This window comes from Psychromonas saccharinae, assembly GCF_051201515.1.
Classification (GTDB): domain Bacteria; phylum Pseudomonadota; class Gammaproteobacteria; order Enterobacterales; family Psychromonadaceae; genus Psychromonas.
In genome coordinates this window covers 4,232,594-4,250,804 of the sequence record NZ_CP195153.1, presented here as the reverse complement: position 1 = coordinate 4,250,804, position 18,211 = coordinate 4,232,594, and the positions used below count along the sequence as shown (strand labels likewise).

The 18,211-nt window shown below is 39.2% G+C and carries 12 protein-coding genes; 8 read left to right on the top strand and 4 right to left on the bottom strand.

The window, feature by feature from the left end; all coding sequences use genetic code 11:
• Nucleotides 1-2,292, bottom strand: a complete 2,292-nt coding sequence (locus tag ACR30L_RS18970; protein ID WP_435235794.1) for a glycoside hydrolase family 9 protein — start codon at nucleotides 2,290-2,292, stop codon at nucleotides 1-3.
• A 383-nt stretch (nucleotides 2,293-2,675) separates the two neighbouring features.
• Here ACR30L_RS18970 and ACR30L_RS18965 point away from each other — a divergent pair, with 383 nt between their 5' ends.
• From ACR30L_RS18965 to ACR30L_RS18935, 7 genes are all read left to right on the top strand, one after another.
• Nucleotides 2,676-3,689: a LacI family DNA-binding transcriptional regulator gene (locus tag ACR30L_RS18965; RefSeq protein WP_435235793.1), complete on the top strand. Its 1,014-nt coding sequence runs from the start codon at nucleotides 2,676-2,678 to the stop codon at nucleotides 3,687-3,689.
• A 19-nt stretch (nucleotides 3,690-3,708) separates the two neighbouring features.
• A complete protein-coding gene (locus tag ACR30L_RS18960) occupies nucleotides 3,709-4,953 on the top strand; it encodes an extracellular solute-binding protein (RefSeq protein WP_435235792.1) in 1,245 nt (414 codons plus the stop codon).
• 61 nt (nucleotides 4,954-5,014) lie between these two features.
• Nucleotides 5,015-6,004, top strand: coding sequence for a carbohydrate ABC transporter permease (locus tag ACR30L_RS18955; protein ID WP_435235791.1), 990 nt, complete (start codon nucleotides 5,015-5,017; stop codon nucleotides 6,002-6,004).
• A 1-nt stretch (nucleotide 6,005) separates the two neighbouring features.
• Nucleotides 6,006-6,899, top strand: a complete 894-nt coding sequence (locus tag ACR30L_RS18950; protein ID WP_435235790.1) for a carbohydrate ABC transporter permease — start codon at nucleotides 6,006-6,008, stop codon at nucleotides 6,897-6,899.
• A gap of 9 nt (nucleotides 6,900-6,908) precedes the next feature.
• Entirely contained in the window at nucleotides 6,909-8,270 is a 1,362-nt protein-coding gene (locus ACR30L_RS18945; protein ID WP_435235789.1) for a GH1 family beta-glucosidase, read from the top strand.
• Nucleotides 8,263-9,354 carry an ABC transporter ATP-binding protein gene (locus ACR30L_RS18940; RefSeq protein ID WP_435235788.1) on the top strand — a complete coding sequence of 364 codons (1,092 nt, stop codon included), beginning with the start codon at nucleotides 8,263-8,265 and terminating at the stop codon, nucleotides 9,352-9,354. Before ACR30L_RS18945 ends, ACR30L_RS18940 begins: the two co-directional genes overlap by 8 nt.
• A 51-nt stretch (nucleotides 9,355-9,405) precedes the next feature.
• Complete coding sequence (locus ACR30L_RS18935) at nucleotides 9,406-11,820, top strand: GH36-type glycosyl hydrolase domain-containing protein (protein ID WP_435235787.1); 2,415 nt, start codon at nucleotides 9,406-9,408, stop codon at nucleotides 11,818-11,820.
• Between the two features lie 51 nt (nucleotides 11,821-11,871).
• On the opposite strand, the gene ACR30L_RS18930 is transcribed toward ACR30L_RS18935, so the two are convergent.
• Nucleotides 11,872-12,819, bottom strand: a complete 948-nt coding sequence (locus ACR30L_RS18930; protein WP_435235786.1) for an aldose 1-epimerase — start codon at nucleotides 12,817-12,819, stop codon at nucleotides 11,872-11,874.
• Nucleotides 12,820-12,879: 60 nt separating this feature from the next.
• Between ACR30L_RS18930 and ACR30L_RS18925 the strand changes: the two genes are divergently transcribed.
• Nucleotides 12,880-15,966, top strand: coding sequence for a GH116 family glycosyl hydrolase (locus tag ACR30L_RS18925; protein WP_435235785.1), 3,087 nt, complete (start codon nucleotides 12,880-12,882; stop codon nucleotides 15,964-15,966).
• 88 nt (nucleotides 15,967-16,054) lie between these two features.
• Here ACR30L_RS18925 and ACR30L_RS18920 read toward each other — a convergent pair whose 3' ends face one another.
• Both ACR30L_RS18920 and ACR30L_RS18915 read right to left on the bottom strand, forming a co-directional pair.
• Nucleotides 16,055-16,741 (bottom strand): hypothetical protein, encoded by a 687-nt coding sequence (locus ACR30L_RS18920; RefSeq protein ID WP_435235784.1) that lies wholly within the window; start codon nucleotides 16,739-16,741, stop codon nucleotides 16,055-16,057.
• Nucleotides 16,742-17,205: 464 nt separating this feature from the next.
• Nucleotides 17,206-18,114 carry a LysR family transcriptional regulator gene (locus ACR30L_RS18915; RefSeq protein ID WP_435235783.1) on the bottom strand — a complete coding sequence of 303 codons (909 nt, stop codon included), beginning with the start codon at nucleotides 18,112-18,114 and terminating at the stop codon, nucleotides 17,206-17,208.
• Between the last annotated feature and the right edge of the window lie 97 nt (nucleotides 18,115-18,211).

The following is an 18,211-nucleotide window of genomic DNA, read 5'->3' as shown; positions in this document are numbered from 1 at the left end:
TTATAAGTTTAACTTACCTTCGTCAAGTGCTGAAGCTAACCACACCAAAGGGGCATTCCAGTTGATGGTAATTTCATTTAGCGTCCAAGCCCCGATATTGTCACGATAACACGTTTGCTGAATACAACTACCTTTCATAGTCGCTGCAATGGGATCTGAAAAACTGATTGAGTTGGGGCCGCCAATAAGTGCACCTGGGGCGGGTGCAGGTGCGTTTTGATCCGCTGAATTAGCCCAGAACCGGTGGTGAGGATGTTGTGCAAATCGACTACCGTAACCTGTAATATAGGATATATTCATTGGATTTGCCCCGAGGATATAATCCATGGCACTGGCGGCTGCTTTTATAAAACTTAGGTCTCCAGTGAAATCATTCGCATAGGTTAAAAAGATACCTCGATTAACCAGATTGGAATTCGATCCCCACGGGTATTCTTTTACGGTATAGGGGATTCGATAACCTTCATGGTCGATTTGTTGTTTGTAAGCCGTTGCGGTTTTAATAATGGCCTGCTGTGCTAATCGGATTTCTTTATCTGCGAGAGTGTTGGGGACAACCGCAAGACTGATAGTCGCCAACGGTGCTGTATATTGCCAGAATGCTTCTCCCTCCGATGCAATATTTCCCTTTGGCGTAGATAAGTAAAAAGGCGAATTTTTTATATATTGGCGGTATTTCTGTTTACCCGTGGTAATGAATAACTCTGTGCTTGCCCAATAAAATTCATCCATCAAGGTCAAATCATTGTAAGGTCCGGAGCCAGTAAAGTTGTCGTATGCATAAATATTGGGATGAGCTTGTGCTGCGTTCCATGCATTTTCTGCCGCCGTTAAGCACTGTGCTGAAAAAGCCGGATCTATCTCTTTCCAAATACGGGCGCACTGCGCACCAATCGCGACTAAATTTAAGGTTGCGGCAGTGCTTGGCTGTCCAACATAACGGGTCTTATTATCTTTATGTGGCGGTAATGGCATGCCAGTCCACTCTTCATCAGCTATTTTATGGAAAGCGAGATAAGACGCGTCTATTTTGGTTAAATTTAAGGTTTTATTGGATGATTGATCGCCGATAGGGGTAGCGATTATTTTTCCCTTTGGAATTTGCATTGATAGCATAAACTCAATATTCCAACGGGTTTCCGAAAGTATCGGATTGACTTGATTTGTTGCTTCTGGGATCTTAACAAGCCCTTCAGAAAAGGGGATTTTCGCCTTTTTAATCCACTTACCTCGTTCATATAAGTTTAGTAATGTCCATGTTGTAATACCACTATTGACCATATATTTACCATGATCGCCCGCATCATACCAACCACCAGTGACATCGATACTAAAGTCACATCCTGGCCACTGATTACCCCATGCATCGACTTTATTAAAGCAAGTTGCGATATCTTTTGGGTGTCCTGCTGGACGAGCGAGGTCTGGACGCTGAACATATTGTGCTTCAATTTCGATTCCACTTCTATTTTGATAAAAATACGAAAGTGCATCGTACTTTAAGGCGTTATATAGATCCGGTTTTATATCGAAAGGAGTACTGGTGTCTTCACCAACCGTGATTGTTAAACCGGTTTGCTGCGTGGTTAATGCGGAGAGATCAATCCGATGTAAATGTTCTTTAGACGCTTTATTCATGCCAAAAATAGTTGTTTTACCAATATCGATATTAATACCCTGTTTATTTTTTAAGGTCCAACGCAGTGGTTGTGTTGCATCTGATTTAACAAAGATAAATTTATCTGCACCCGGTAGAAAGCCAAGTTGGTTTAAACGAATAGGCGATTTTACTTCTGTTTCAATATAAGGAATCCCTTCAATCGAAATATTGCTCACACAGATAGTGGCTGCTTTTTGTGCCCCCATTTGAAATTGAAACTCCCCTTCAGTATCACTGGGTTGTTTATGAGTAAATTGATAACGATAGTGTTTGGGCGTTGTAGTAAGGCGAGTATCATTCAGAAAATAATGGGTATAAGGCGATGTTGCATGTTGAATTAATGTTTTAAATTGCCTTTCTTTATCGGCATAGGCATTAAAACTAATGGTATATGTTTCATTTTCTTTCAATCCAATACCACCATGGCCGAGTATGACACTCCAACTATTTTCTCCTGGATGAGAAATATCGATACACGCGTTGTTGTCAGTTGTTTTTATGGTGCTTTCCGTTGACCACCACCCTGATATACCGTCCGTGAAGTTGCCATTTTGAATCATTTCGACTGATTGTGAAGGGCAAGTAAATCCAAATAAACTTACCCATATTATTGATGCTGATTTTTTATTCATGCCATATCTCCCGAGTGAAATATTGTTCAGTAGCAGCATAAATTACATTGTTTTGATTATTTTAGCCGTGATGAATAGGGGGCTTGAAATATTTACTTGCTAAATGTGAGCCGAGTAGTATCTATTTCACCTGCCATGAATTTATTTCATATACGTCTGAATACCTTTATTTATAATGGTTCTGGAGGAGGGGGTGTTGAAATTTATTTATCCATGAAATTGTTTCATCAGCGTATTTAAAATTGCATACATCCCGATGTTTTCAATATATATAAATAAAAGGTCTATTTTGATGTGATACGCTTCACTGAATGGATATTAAATATTTTAAATACTCTATCCCACGAAAAATTGTGTTTACATCATTACTTAATGAGGTTCATGTGACAACAATTAGAGAAGTCTCTGAGTTAGCTGGGGTATCGCAAGCTACAGTGTCAAGAGTAATCAATGGAACGAATCGTGTTAGTCATGACAAAAAGTTGAATGTTGAAAAAGCAATTAGTCAATTAGGTTATCGGACACGATCTCGTACGCTTATGCATGCGAGCAAAACTGCTCGAGCAGGGTGTGTGGGAATTGTTGTTCCTGAATTAGGTGGGCCATTTTATTCAAGCATTCTGAATACAATTGACACACAGCTTCGTCGGCTTGGTTATCACGTGCTGATTAGTGCGGGCGCGAATACTGAAGAAGGACAAAAAGAATCCCTTGAGTTCTTACTTAATCATAGAGTGGACGCATTAATTTTACATACACATCAACTCAGTGATGATTATCTTATTGATTTACAAGAGTCTGAATTACCGATTGTCATTATTAATCGGTTTATACAGGAAATGAATACCAGTTGTATCAATATCGATAATGAACAGGGTGGCAAATTGGTCACTGAATACTTATTAAAAATGGGCCATGAGAATATTGTTTTTGTGGCGGGTCCATTAGACAAAGAAGACGCGAGAGCAAGATTACAAGGTTATAGAAATGCGTTGGTCGATGCAGGTATTGCATATGACGATACGTTAGTCGCCGAAGCTGCATTCACCGAAGAAAGTGGCGCGAGTGCAATGAGAAAAGTGTTAAAAAGAAAAGTACCTTTTACAGCCGTGTTTGCATCAAATGATTATATGGCTTTAGGGGTACGCGAAGTGTTAGTCGAGTCCGGTTATTCGATTCCTGAACAAGTGTCGCTAGTCGGTTTTGATGATATTGATTTTGCGCGTTATTTTACGCCGAAATTAACAACGGTTAATTATCCCATTGAACAAATGTGTTTGGAGGCAGTGCAACTAATTATTCAAAAGTTAAATAAGAAGAATTGTGATGTGAACTTTAAGTTATCGCCCTCACTTAGGGTTAGAAATTCGGTTAAAAATTTAAACGCCTATCGTTAATAGTAACTAAGGAAAAGTCATGAAAATTAAGAACATAGTACTTTGTGGTGCAATGGCACTAGGAGCAATTTCAGGAGTTAATGCAGCTGAGCATGAAATTCGTTTTGATGGATTTCCTGATTTTGATAGTAGTTTGAAAGTTATTCTTCCCGATTTTGAGAAGCAAACGAATATTCACGTTGATTATTTAATGAATAACCATGGTGACCACCATACTAAATTGACGACTAACCTTGCAACCGGATCCGGTGCTGGTGATGTCATTGTTGTCGATGTTGAAAAAATAGGCCCCTTTGTCGCTTCAGGTGGGTTAGTTAATCTCTCGGAAAAATATAATGCTGACCAATATCAATCACTTTTTGCGCCCTATGCTTGGGCACAGGGTAAAGGTGCCGATGGCGGTATGTATGGTATTCCTGTCGATTTAGGTCCTGGGGTCATGTACTACCGAAATGATATTTTTGAAAAATATGGCATTGATGCAAAAGCTGCTATTAAGGATTGGGATTCCTATATTGCTGCAGGTGAAAAATTGAAAAAAAATAATATTCAATTGATCGCGTCTGCCGCAGATGTTGCACAGGCCATTATTTACACCACCGTGCCAGAAGGTGAAGGGTTGTATTTTGATAAAGACGGCAAATCAGTGGTTACCTCGGAACGCTTTGTTAAAGCCTTTACCGTGGCTAAAAAAATTCGTGATAAAGGATTAGATGGCCGTATTTTAGCGTGGTCAAATGAATGGTATGAAGGTTTCCGTAACGGTACCTTTGCAACGCAATTATCTGGCGCATGGTTATTGGGTCATCTAAATAACTGGATTGCACCTGAAACTAAAGGTAAATGGAGAGTCTCTCACCTTCCCGATGGTATTTATGGTAGCTGGGGTGGTTCATTCTTATCTATTCCAAAACAATCCACTAAACAAGATGACGCATGGGCATTGATTAAATACATGACAACTAATCGTGATATTCAATTAAAAAGCTTTGCGAAAATTGCGGCATTCCCTTCAAACATTACCACCTACGATGATCCATTATTCCAACAAGGGGTTGAGTTTTTAGGTGGACAAAAAGCACGTTTAGTTTTTGCTGAAGTGGCTAAAAATATTAAACCCGTGAAACCTGCAAAAGGTGATCATGTTGCACGCTCAATCATTTTAGAAAATGCATTGATGGAAGTGTTGGATGAAGGAAAAGATATTAAAACAGCATTGGCTGAAGCTGAGCGTTTAATTAAACGTAGAACGCGTAGTCATTAATCAATAAGTGAGAGGTAATGTACAGTGAGTATGTGCATTACCTCTGTCAGAGGTTGTTATTATGAATAATCCATCGAAATCCGATTCAGAAACACCAGCGACATTAGGTGTGTTTGATCGATTTAATCTTAGGGCGTTAACTCCCTATGGTTTTTTATCGCCATTTTTAATTCTTTTTTCTATTTTTGGCATATTCCCTTTACTGTTTTCTGTCTATTTATCATTTAATTATTGGAATCCAGTCGAAGGTATGTCTGCGATGAAATTCGTTGGATTAGAAAATTATAGTATTGCGCTTACTGACCCATGGTTATGGCGTTCGTTAAAAAATACCTTTTGGTTAGCAATTACGTCGGGTGTTGCACAGCATCTTGTTGCGATTCCAGTTGCGTATATTTTAGTGTCTCAGGGAGATAAATTGCGCCATTGGTTGACCTCGGCTTATTTTTTGCCGTTTATCACATCAACCGTTGCTGCATCACTGATCTTCTTCAATATGTATTCACCCAATGCGGGGATTATCAATCAAGTACTTATTTATCTAGCGGACACGCAACTGTTGGGCTGGTTATTTTCATGGGTGAATGATTACCAACCGATTCGTTGGTTGGATGATGCAACACTGATTAAACCGTCGATTGCTATTATGGTTTTTTGGAAATATACCGGCTTTAACATCGTGTTATATACAACCGGTTTAATGACGATTCCTAAAGATATATTGGAAGCGGCCAGAATGGATGGTGCAAACGCATTCCATCGTTTTTGGAGTATTTCATTACCGATGATTCGTCCGTTTATCTTTTTTGCGGTCACTATGACCATTATTGGTAATTTACAACTTTTCGAAGAACCCTTTGTATTAACGCGTGGTAGCGGTGGTACAGGCCAAGCGGGTCTGACTATTTCAATGTACTTATATAAAGTCGGTTGGGAATGGTTAGAAATGGGGACTGCCTCTGCTATCTCATGGTTGTTATTTATTCTTATTGCTGGATGTACTTCGATTCAGTTCTTCTTTTTCGGTAAAAAAGGTTTAGGGGAGCATTAATATGTCTACTCAACATTCCGTTCAGGACGCGCTGATTACTCGGTTAAAACCGAGCGACAGAGTAATGGAAATTAGCGTTAAAATTTTGATGGTGTTACTCGCGGCACTATTGATTCTGTCGGCGATTATTACTGTCTTTCCATTTTTTTGGTCTGCCTTGTTGTCAACACGTGATCGCAGTGAAATTTTTGGTTCTGGTATCAGTTTTGCGATTGGCGATAGTCTGATGGTGAATTACGCAAAACTACAAGAAATAATGCCCTTTTGGAAAGCCATGTTTAACTCCATTTATGTGGCATTCTTAGGCACCACGATTTCCCTCTTATTTTGTAGTATGGGCGGTTACGCTTTTGCGGTGTTCAAATTTAAAGGAAAAAACCTGCTATTTGGCATGTTGGTTGGTTCAATGATGATCCCACCCGTGTTGAGTTTAATTCCCTACTTTATGATTGTTAAATTTTTAGGGTTATTAGATAACCATATTGCCGTGTGGTTGCCCTTTACGACAACTCCCTTTGGTATTTTCTTAATGCGTCAGCACGTTATTGCCTCGATTCCTAAAGAGTTATTAGAAGCGGCGAAGTTAGACGGTGCTGGTGAATTCAGAACCTACTGGAGTGTTGTACTTCCCTTGATGAAACCAGCATTAGCAACATTAGCTATCGTTCAATTCGTCTTTTTCTGGAATATGTTTATGCAGCCGCTGGTGGTATTAACTAATCCTGATAATTACGTTATTACTCAAGCGTTACGTAGTGTGCAAGGTATTCCCAACACGCCATGGGGTGCGGTTATGTTAGGCACCACCATTTCTATTTTGCCCTTAGTTGTGACCTATTTATTTGCGTCTAAACAAATGATCAGTGGGCTGACTTCTGGCGCAGTAAAAGGATAGGAAATCAATATGCACAGTCTTAAATATAATTTACCAACAGACTCAAAAATGCGCGACAAGTCATTTGTTTTTGGCGTTGCAACATCCGCATACCAAATTGAAGGTGCCGTAACCGAAGGAGGGCGTACTGCGTCCATTTGGGACACTTTCTGCTATACACCCGGTAAGGTGGATAATAACGAAAATGGGGATATTGCGTGTGATCATTATCATTTGTGGGAGCAAGATATTGAGATGATTCACGGATTAGGGGTTGATGCCTATCGTTTATCTATTTCCTGGCCACGCATTGTGCCGAGAGATAATTGTGTTAATCAAGAAGGATTGCACTTTTATGAACGCATTATCGATAAATGCCATGCCCTAGGGATGCAGGTTTACGTGACGCTATATCACTGGGATCTCCCTCAGTATTTAGAAGATAAAGGGGGATGGTTAAACCGTGAAACGGCTTATAAATTTGCCCAATATGCAGATCTCGTGAGTGGTTATTTTGGTAATAAAATTGATGTTTATACAACGTTAAATGAACCCTTTGTTGCTGCTTTTTTAGGTTATCGTTGGGGCATTCATGCACCAGGCATCAAAGGGGATGCACAAGGTTTGTTAGCTTCTCATCATATGCTATTAGGCCATGGCCTCGCGATGCCGCTATTAAGAAAAAACGCACCCAATGCAAAACACGGTGTGGTATTTAATGCCTCACCTGCTTACCCAGAAAATCCAACGGATCAGGAGGCGGCTGATTTATGCGATGCCGAGGGATTTCATTGGTTTATTGACCCGGTTTTGAAAGGTGAATATCCAACGCTAGTCTTGGATCATTATCCTGCTGCTCACCCGATGATACTTGCTGGCGATTTAGACATTATTAGTGCGCCGGTGGATTACATTGGCATTAATTATTATTCACGTTGTGTGGTGCGTTTCGATGCGAATGGTCAGGTTGAAACTATTGCACAACCGGATGCAGAACACACTTATATTGGATGGGAAATCTGCCCGCAAGGCCTGACCGAATTATTGATTCGTTTAGATAAACGTTATCCCAATTTACCGCCGATATATATCACTGAGAATGGTGCAGCGGGTAATGATGTTTGCGTTGATGGTGAAGTGATTGATGAGCAACGTACGCGCTATTTTCAAGACCATCTTGAAGCCGTTGATAATGCCATTAATGCGGGGGTGGATGTTAAAGGTTATTTCGCATGGAGTTTAATGGATAACTTCGAATGGGCGTTTGGTTACGCACAACGTTTTGGCATTGTACATGTCGATTATCAGACTCAAAAACGAACATTAAAACAGAGTGCGATCGCTTTCCGTAATATGTTGATTTCGCGTTCGCTGGAGAACAAAAATGGCTAGAGTTGAATTTCGTAATATTAAAAAATCTTTTGGTGACGTTGATGTGGTTAAACAATTTAACTTCATTGTTGAAGACGGTGAGTTTGTTGTTTTTCTTGGGCCCTCTGGTTGTGGAAAATCAACCACGCTAAGGATGTTAGCTGGCTTGGAAACGATTACCGCTGGTGAAATTTTTATCGACGATAAATTAATGAATAAAGTGGATGCGAAAGATAGAGATTTAGCCATGGTGTTTCAGAGCTATGCCTTATATCCACATATGACCGTGTATGAAAACATTGCCTTCGCATTGAAACTCAAAGGATTTAGTAAACCTGCGATTGATGCTGAAGTCCAGAAGGCAGCAAGCATGCTTGAGTTAACGCCGTTATTAGATCGTAAACCAAAAGAACTTTCCGGTGGACAGCGTCAGCGTGTGGCCATGGGACGAGCGATGGTCAGAACGCCGAAGGTCTTTTTATTCGATGAACCTTTGTCCAATTTAGATGCAAAATTGCGCGGCTTAATGCGAGAAGAAATAAAACAATTACACAAAGAACTTAAAACCACCACCATATACGTCACACATGATCAAATCGAAGCCATGACATTAGCCGATCGTATTGTGATTTTGAAAGATGGCTATGTTGCTCAGGTTGGCACGCCTACGGAAGTATTCCAACGGCCTACTAGCAAGTTTGTTGCTCAATTTATCGGTAGCCAAGCAATGAACATGTTAGATGCGACATTAATTAAACAAGAAGATGAATACTTTATCGCTTTGGGAGATACCCACATTCCTCTTCCTGAGCGATTTAAAGCCCGCGCTTCACGTAACCTTGCACTGCATTTAGGGATCCGCCCAACAGATGTTCACCTTAGAGCAGAGCAAATCGATCACGATCGTATTATGCCAATCCCCGCTACGATCAAAGATAAAGAGCTGTTGGGAGCGAGTATTTTGTTAAAAACAGAGGTTGCAGGGCAAGAGTTAATTGCAGAAACACACACCGCCGAACTCGAATCTGATCACGCAACGCTTTATTTGGATCTTGATGCGATACACCTATTTGATGTGTTAAGTGAAAAATCATTAGCGAGTTAAACGTTTTTTAATTTTTATTATTTCCTCTTTAGATAAGGAAAGGAATTTACTATGAAATGTGGATATTTCGACGACGGTAAAAAAGAGTATGTAGCGACCACACCTTGTACGCCAATTAAATGGTGTAACTATGTTGGAACGCTTAATTTTGGTGGCTTGGTCGATAGCAATGGTGGCGTATTATTGTGTAAAGGCGATCCGGCGCTTAATCGTATTACCAAATATATTACTCAGCTTCCCAATTCTGATTTTAAAGGGTCGACGACATACCTTAAGGTGACAGATGAGGACGGGAATATAGATGTATTTTCTCCTTTTTATACGCCGACATTAAAACCTCTCGATAAATTTGAGAACCACACCGGACTTTCTTATACAAAAATAGTGTCTGAAGCATTTGGTGTACGTTGCGAATCGACATTTTTTGTGCCAACGGGCGAAGCCATTTTATTGCAAGATATTAAGGTCACTAATATCTCGGATAGAGAATTGCATATTGATGTTATTCCCGTTTATGAATTTACCCATTTTGATGCATTAAAACAGTTGCTTAATGCCGACTGGGTGCCGCAAACAATGACGCTTAAAGCACACAAACAAGCATCAGGTCATACTGTGCTAGAACAATACGCATTTATGAAGCGTGATTATGCAGTGAACTTGTTGACGGCCGACAGACCAGCAACGTCATTTGAAGGTGAGCGCCAATCATTTTTAGGGCATTCGGGCTATGGCAGTTGGGCATCACCGGAAGCGCTTAATCAGCACGAACTGAATAATAGTGAATGTGTGCGTGGTGATAATATTGGTGCGTTAAATTTACGATTAGGTTGGATTAAACCAAACAAAACAGAACGTACCGTAGTGCAATTATTACAAATGCAAAGCCTAGAAAAAGCATTGCCACTAATAGAAAAATACCGAGATTTAACTGCCGTTGATGATGCATTTACCGCGTTAGCAGAACAATGGAAAGCCTATCTATCTGCCGTTTACGTGGAAACTCCCGATGCGGCGATGAACTCGATGTTAAATATTCATAATCCGCGTCAATGTCATACGACGAAAAACTGGTCACGTTATTTATCTTTGTACCAATTAGGTTACGGTGCGCGGGGGATTGGTTTCCGTGATTCATCGCAGGATACATTAGGTGTGATGACCCATATGCCCGAGGAAGCAAGGGAATTAATTGAATCACTATTATCGGTTCAAAATATCAATGGTTCCGCAATGCATCAATTTTTCCCTTCTACGATGGAAGCGAATGCAGGTGATTCGAGGGATGAGGAAGATCGTCCCGATTACTATGGCGATGATCATCTTTGGATTGTGTTTGCGGTAACGCAATATGTAAAAGAAACAGGTAATGCTGCATTTTTAAATAAAGATATTCCCTATTATCAGAAAGATAAACAAGGTGCTGCGCTTGAAACTGGCACCGTTTGGGATCACCTGTGCCGGGCTATTTATTTCACTTATAGCAATACCGGTGCACATGGTTTGCCATTACTTGGGTTTGCCGATTGGAATGATACGGTTAATTTACCAACGGGGGCTGAATCGTTGTTGGTGGCCAATATGTACGGTAAAGCGTTATTGGATATGTTGGATCTCTGTGCAATACGTGAAGACGATGTAATGGGTGAACAATTCAAAACCCAATACGACGCAATGAAAAATATTATTAATACACACGGTTGGGATGGTGAATGGTTTGTTCGGTATTTTGATGAAAAAGGTGAACCGATCGGATCTCACACTAACAATCAGGGACAAATATTTACTAATGGGCAAAGTTGGCCTGTTATTTCAGGTTTTGCCACAGAAGAAAGAGCAACCCAAGCCTTAGATTCTGTCTATGAAAAACTTAATACAGTCAATGGTATTAAATTATCTACACCCGGGTATAACGGTTTTGATCCTCAACTAGGAGGGGTTTCTACTTACCCGCCGGGTGCAAAAGAGAACGGTGGTATTTTCTTACATGCGAACCCGTGGGTGATGATTGCAGAAGCTAAGCAAGGTAATGGCGATCGTGCCTATGAGTATTATCGTCAAATTAACCCCGCATCTAAGAATGATCATATCGAGGTTTTCGAATCAGAACCCTATTGTTATCCACAAAATATTTTGGGCGATGAGCACCCGCAATTTGGGTTGGGCCGTAATGCATGGTTATCGGGCACATCATCATGGACGTATATTGCAGGCACACAATGGATTTTAGGTATTCGGCCAGAAATAGATGGTCTGGTGATTGACCCTTGTATCCCAACTAATTGGCCTGAATTTAAGGTTCGCCGCCAATTCCGTGGTGCTATTTATCATATCCATGTACTTAACCCTGAGCATGTGAGTAAGGGCATTGTCAGTTTGCATGTTAATGATCAATTAATAGAAGGGAATAAGGTGCCTGTTTATACCACAGGTGAATATAACGTCGTGGTTGTGATGGGATTGTGATTGCTTATAAACACTAAGGTTTTTGTTAAGACCTTAGTGTTTTATTTGTGATTAAAGCGGAGTGTATTGAGGCTGACATTGCCATGTAAAGTTTGTACTTTCACCTGACTCTAGAAACAGTAAACCAATATGATTATTAAATGCATTCGATGGGCATGTCATTGGTTCCATTGCGAGACTTGCTTCAGAGGGCGGAGTGTAAAGTTGTAAAAAGCGGTAACCAGCCTCTTGGCTAAAGGTTAATTTAGCACTGTGATCGGCCCGTTCAAATAATAATGTAACGGGTTCGTTATGGGTAAACTCGAAGCAATCGTTAAGGGTTGTATTGATGAGTGAATGGGGCATCTCAAAATCACTGAAATCATGTGATTCACCACTGGGTAAATCATCAATTAATGCCAGTTTTTGACAACTAGGCATGCTTAAGCGTGTGTCTTTTAAGGGACAGTCCAGAGAAAAGTAAGGGTGACAAGCATCGCCAAAGGGCAGTGGACGTTGATCAAAATTAGTGATGCTTGTGGTGCAACTGAGTTCACCATTTAAGTTAATTAAATAAGTAATATCAATTTGAAAAGCAAAAGGGTAGCCGGTGTGTAAAGCGTCCGTCGAAAAGCGAAGTGTGATTGTGGCGAACTCATCGGTTGCTTGAGAGCTGATTATTTCGAAGGGTTGATTGTAGAGTAAACCGTGAACAGCATGCTCTGACCAAGGAAAATTAGCCGGTAGTTGGTAGTCAATCGATTGATATGAATATTGCCCCTTATCTAGACGATTTGGGAAGGGGAATAGTTTTGCACTACGTGAAAAAAAAGGGTGTTGTTCAACAAGGTCATCGAAATCCTTGTAACCAGAAATAAACGAAAATGGGCTGTTATTTACGACGAATTTATTGATTAATGCACCGAAGGTATGAATTATTTGTAGCTCTATACCTTGGGTTAGATGACTAATTTCTATTGCATCAAGTTGGCCAAATTTTTGTTTATTTATTTGAAACATCAGCATCTCCTTTTTAATTACTTTAACAGGAATATAGCTTAAATTAAAAAAGGTTTTTAAATGAAAAATACGATTAATTACAGTAGTTATTCAGGTGTGGCGAGTGAGCTCTGTACGCAAGGTGATGCGGTTGAATTTCTACAACCTTGGTATACGCCTATTTCGACAACGCCGGAAAATACAGGGCTAGCGGTGGGAGGTATCGGCAGCACATTTACACTAACGCCAGAGGGAAAAACACCTAATTTTAGTTTTATTCCTGGTGTGTTTATTGATTGCTCCGATCAATATCTCAACTTCAATGATTTCTTTGTATCATCCATGGATTTGCCTTCATTAGATAATTTGAAACTTAAATCGATTGATGAAGTAAATGCTTATCTTGAATATTATCCTGCACAATTTAATAGCTTAATATTACCCCCACATGGTAAAGATGACTTACTAGAAAAGATTAAATCATCCCTTCGTCATTTAAATTTTTATCAGGATAATAAAGAACAATTTGTAAAATGGCATATCGATTTTTCCGATAAAACACATCATGCTTTACGTCATGCTCCGCAGGCGTTAATGACACAAATATTGGTTGCAATTGATTTTTTTGATGGCCTATTAATTAATGATTCAGTGAATAAATTGTCACTGACAGCGAATCATGAGAGTTGTGTTCCTGCGATTAATAGTGAGCATATTCACTATCAAGCACTGTATCCCATGGCTGAATATCGTTATACCGCATTGAACGGTATTAACGTGGTAAGAAAAGTCGTTTCCCCGATTGTTAAAGAAGATAAAAAACTGTGCTCGTTGCCATTGCATTGGAATCACTTTGAATTTACGAATACGACCGATACAACAAAAATAGTGACCTTAGTACAACCCCTTGAAAACTTGATTGGATCAACATACCGAAAAGGGCGAGATGGCGTACAAGATTCATTTTGTACTTTGACCAAAAACCCCATTGATCAGTTAAATGAAAGCATCGAATTAACGTTAGAAAACGAGGTGTTTAAGGGGGCTAAATTAATCAGTGAAACAACTTATGGAGCTGATATTGAAGGTGAAATTAACTATGGCGCGGTTGTTGATAAACAGTTATTGGAATCTGGTAAAGTGTGTGTGTCTATCAAGCCGAGTATTTACAGTAGTTTAATCGATAAACAACTGATTAATGCACTTGAGACGGGAAGAACGAGTCAGCATTTTGACCGAGGGATCTACAGTGGGCGAGAAAGTTTAACAAGTTTAGTGTGTATTCAAGTTGAATTAGCAGCGAATGAAAGTATTGATTTTCGCATGGCACAAGTGATGGATCACAATAAAATTTCTTTTAAAGGTTGGCAAAGTGAAAAGGCATATAAACAATTTTATCCATACCTAAACACCTGTCACTCAATACTCTCAGATGTGTTGCCACAATTATCTAATATTGAACAGCGGATTATCACACAGCAAACCGATTTTCATGCAGCAGCGACGGATCAAATGTCCAATGAGAGCATTGCATTACAGTTTTCAACGATGGCAATGAATACCTTATCATTTTTGGCCGAATCGACGGTATGGAGTCGTGATGATCAGTTCTTAGTCAAAGAGTGTGTTGATTATCCTTTTTTCAATTCCCTTGATGTGTATTTTTATGGCTCATTTTCATTATTGTATTTACTACCAGAGCTTGATGGTTGCGTAATGAAAGATTTTTCAAAGGCCATTTTAGCTTCGGATGACACCAAGCGACGATATTGGAAGTATCAAGATAAGCCCTATGCAGAACTTGAAGATCCAAAATACGAAGGAGTGCGTGCAGTTAGCGGTGCGGTGATTCATGATTTAGGTAGCCCCTATGATATTCAGCCCGACGCCTATAATTGGCATAATGTGAAAGAATGGAAAGACTTAGCGCCCAAATACATATTGATGGTTTATCGTCATTATCAACACAGTAAAGATATAGAAGTCGTTAAAGCGTGCTGGCCTGCAATTACAACAAGTATTGAACTATTGTCGGACCTTATTGAGCCTGGAGACACATTACCATTGACCCGTGGGACAGATGATACCTTCGATAATCTTGCCTCCCATGGCATCTCTGTTTACTGTGCAAGTTTATGGGCAGCGGGATTAAAAGTCGCTTCGACACTTGCAAGCTTGATGTCAGAGGATGCACTGGCTTCTGATTATATGGCGCGCTCCAACGCTGCTTTAGCAACCTTAGAAAGCGGACTTTGGGATGAACAAAAAGGGTATTATCATTTTTATGTCACACCGATTCAAACCAAGCATTTAACCGGTCGTGGCTTTGAATCACTTTCAACAATTGGGTTGGATTTATCGGGCAATACCCTTGCAGATAAAGAAATACTTAATGCGTATTTAGATTGTGTTGTGCAAAACACGCGATTAACCAAGCTTGAACAAAGAACAGAAAAGAAAAAACAATTACTTACACTTGCTCCAGAGGCATTCACCGAGGAATATGCAACGATTCTTTTAGATTCTGATAATAGTTTTGGTGATGTGTTATTGGCCGATAGTTATTTAAAATTAATGGGAATCGACGGTTTATTTTCTGATGAACGTATTAATCGAACATTAGATTATATTTACACGACTAACTTTATTAAAAATAGTCCAACGCTCGGTGTGGCTAATATGACCTTATCTGATGGCCAACCTCACGAGGCTTTTCAGGCTCAGGATGTGTGGATCGGTGTACAATTTAGTGTCGCTACTTCACTTCATTTAGCGGGTAAAATTGAGCAAGCTGAAACCTTAATTTCAACGGTTTATAATGCATTATATCATTATGCAAAAATTCCCTTTGCAGCCCCAGAAGGGTTTAATTGTTCAGTACCGGTAAGTATTGAATCGATAATGGCACAATTCAATCTACCCGATGAAATAGCAATAAACTGGTTCAAATTACTTACAAATAAACAATGTTTACTGAATGATGGTCGGGTGACACCCTATTTAACCAAAGATCTCACTGCATTTAGCCAATTAGTGACTGGTGTGATTGATGAAAGTAAACATGCTGAATTGCATAAATGGTTATTAAATACTGGTTTGAAATATACAGCGGGTCGCTACTTTAGGCCGGGAATGATATTTGCGTATTTATTAAACCAAGCGTGCTAAATTTAGCTTGTTCAATAAAAAATCGAAGTGACGACTGAAAAATTGTTTTAAGCAGTCACTTCGATGTAATCAACAGATATAAATTAACTTATTTGATTTTAACATTATCTATATATGCAGCCGTGCCTTTTGAGCTTTTATCTCCGGCATAAAAGGTAACGGTTGTTGGAATATTGTCAGTTGATAGACCTGTGCTTTCAACTGAAATATCGGTTGCATCAGGCATTGCTACACCATCGATTGCAATACTGAATTTCCCATTACCCCAGGTTGCCGTATAGGTATGCCATTGATCCGGAGTGAAATCTGCAAATTTCATATCTGGTGAGCCATTCTCATATTCTGCCTTACCTTCACTGGCACTTAATCTTATTTCAAAATAACGCTGACTATTATTTTTGCCAACACCGACATTAATATAAACGGTTTTAGCATTATCACTGGGAATATAGGCATCGAAAGAGATGGAGCCTGAAGCTGCTGGCCCATTTTCAAAAGGTAATATTGCGTAAGGCTTATCAGCCGTGGAGTCATCAAGTAAATACAATGAATTAGATCCACTCTTTGCCATTTTGGCGCTGACTTCTGCCAGCATTGTTGAACCATCTACCTTGTCAACTGACCAACTTGGATCTGCAGCATCAATTTGAGTACCTGCAGTTAAATTATCAAAATTGATTGTGTCGGCAGAGGCACTGCTAACAACACCATTAATTAAAAAAACAGCGGGTAAAGCGACTGCAGTACGAACTACATTTTTAAAATATTTAGCCATGATAAATTTACCGTCCTTAAGGGTGATATAAAACACGTTAATAAATGCGTGTTTTTTGACCGAATCAATTTATCTTTGCTCGATATGTCTGTCAATTGTCTGATAAATAAAGCGTGCTGTTCATCAGATATTTTATCCATAAATGCTAATCAAGTACGTGTTGAATCCTAACTTAACAAATAAAGGCGGAATAATGTTGAGGATAAGTTTGCGGTAATTCTGGTTTTATTTTTTATATTTAATTAAAAAATTATTTATCTAAATATATAAATATAAAGGTTATTTTATTATTTATATATATTAACGTTTCTGATTACGCTTACTGAAATAATGCTATTTATCTTCTCTGTTAGATTGTTTTTTCCATGGTTTATATTGCTAATTTTACTGAAAATTTACAGTGTTTTATTGATGCCATTGCTAACATTTCTCAGTGGTATTTGTCTTATTTAAATAATCTGTTTTTACATATGCATGGCTTTTATCTCAGAGGTTAAGAAATCAACGGCTGCCTTAATTTTAGGTACTTGGTGGCGTTGTTTTTGATACAGCAAAAAGATCCCCAGATTTTTTTGCTGGGTAATTTCAATATTCGGCGTGATGGTTAGTTCCTCAAGTTCTCCCGATTTAAGATAAGAAGTCAAAGCCCAACGGGGCATCATTAAAATACCTAATCCTGCGAGTGCTTTATTAATTAACCATTTAGCATTATTGCTAATTAAAGCTTGTTCAGCGGACACATCTTGATGTTGACCTTCTATTTCGGCAACCCATGGAATAAGGCCATTTGGCGTTTTGAAATAGAGCCCTTTATGTTGTTTGAGTTCCATTGCATGATGAGGTGTACCATAGTCTTTTAAGTAACTCGGTGCAGCGGCAAGAATAAAATTTTGATCCATTAGCTTAATCGCGATGACACGTTCATCGGGGGCATAACCGCCACGAATAGCTAAATCAACGTTATCACGTGACAAAGTTGAAAGGTCATCACTCAGACTGACATTTAATGTTATTTGGGGATACAGCAGATTAAATTTATCAAGTAATGGCAAGAGTATTTGTTCACCAAAACCAACCGTAGCGTTGATATTTAAAACGCCCATGGGGGTTGCCTGATAGGTTTTAACGGTTTCATCACTGTGTGCTAATAAAGATAAAACTTCTTTTACTTGTTGGTAATAGATTTCCCCTATTTCAGTTAAGTTAACCGAGCGTGTTGTGCGCTTTAACAAGGTCGCACCAAGGTCACTTTCTAAATCGGCAATGCGACGAGATAATGAAGAAGGTGGGACTGAAAATAGCACTGCTGCTTTACTAAAACTGCCATGCTCAACTACTTTTACAAAATATTTTAATGCTCTTAACTGATCCATATCGTCCTTTCTATTATTGTCTTTATAACAATAAACATTCGCTAATTAACCTCTATATCTTACAGTAAATTCACGGAATAATAAGCGAACTTAATAA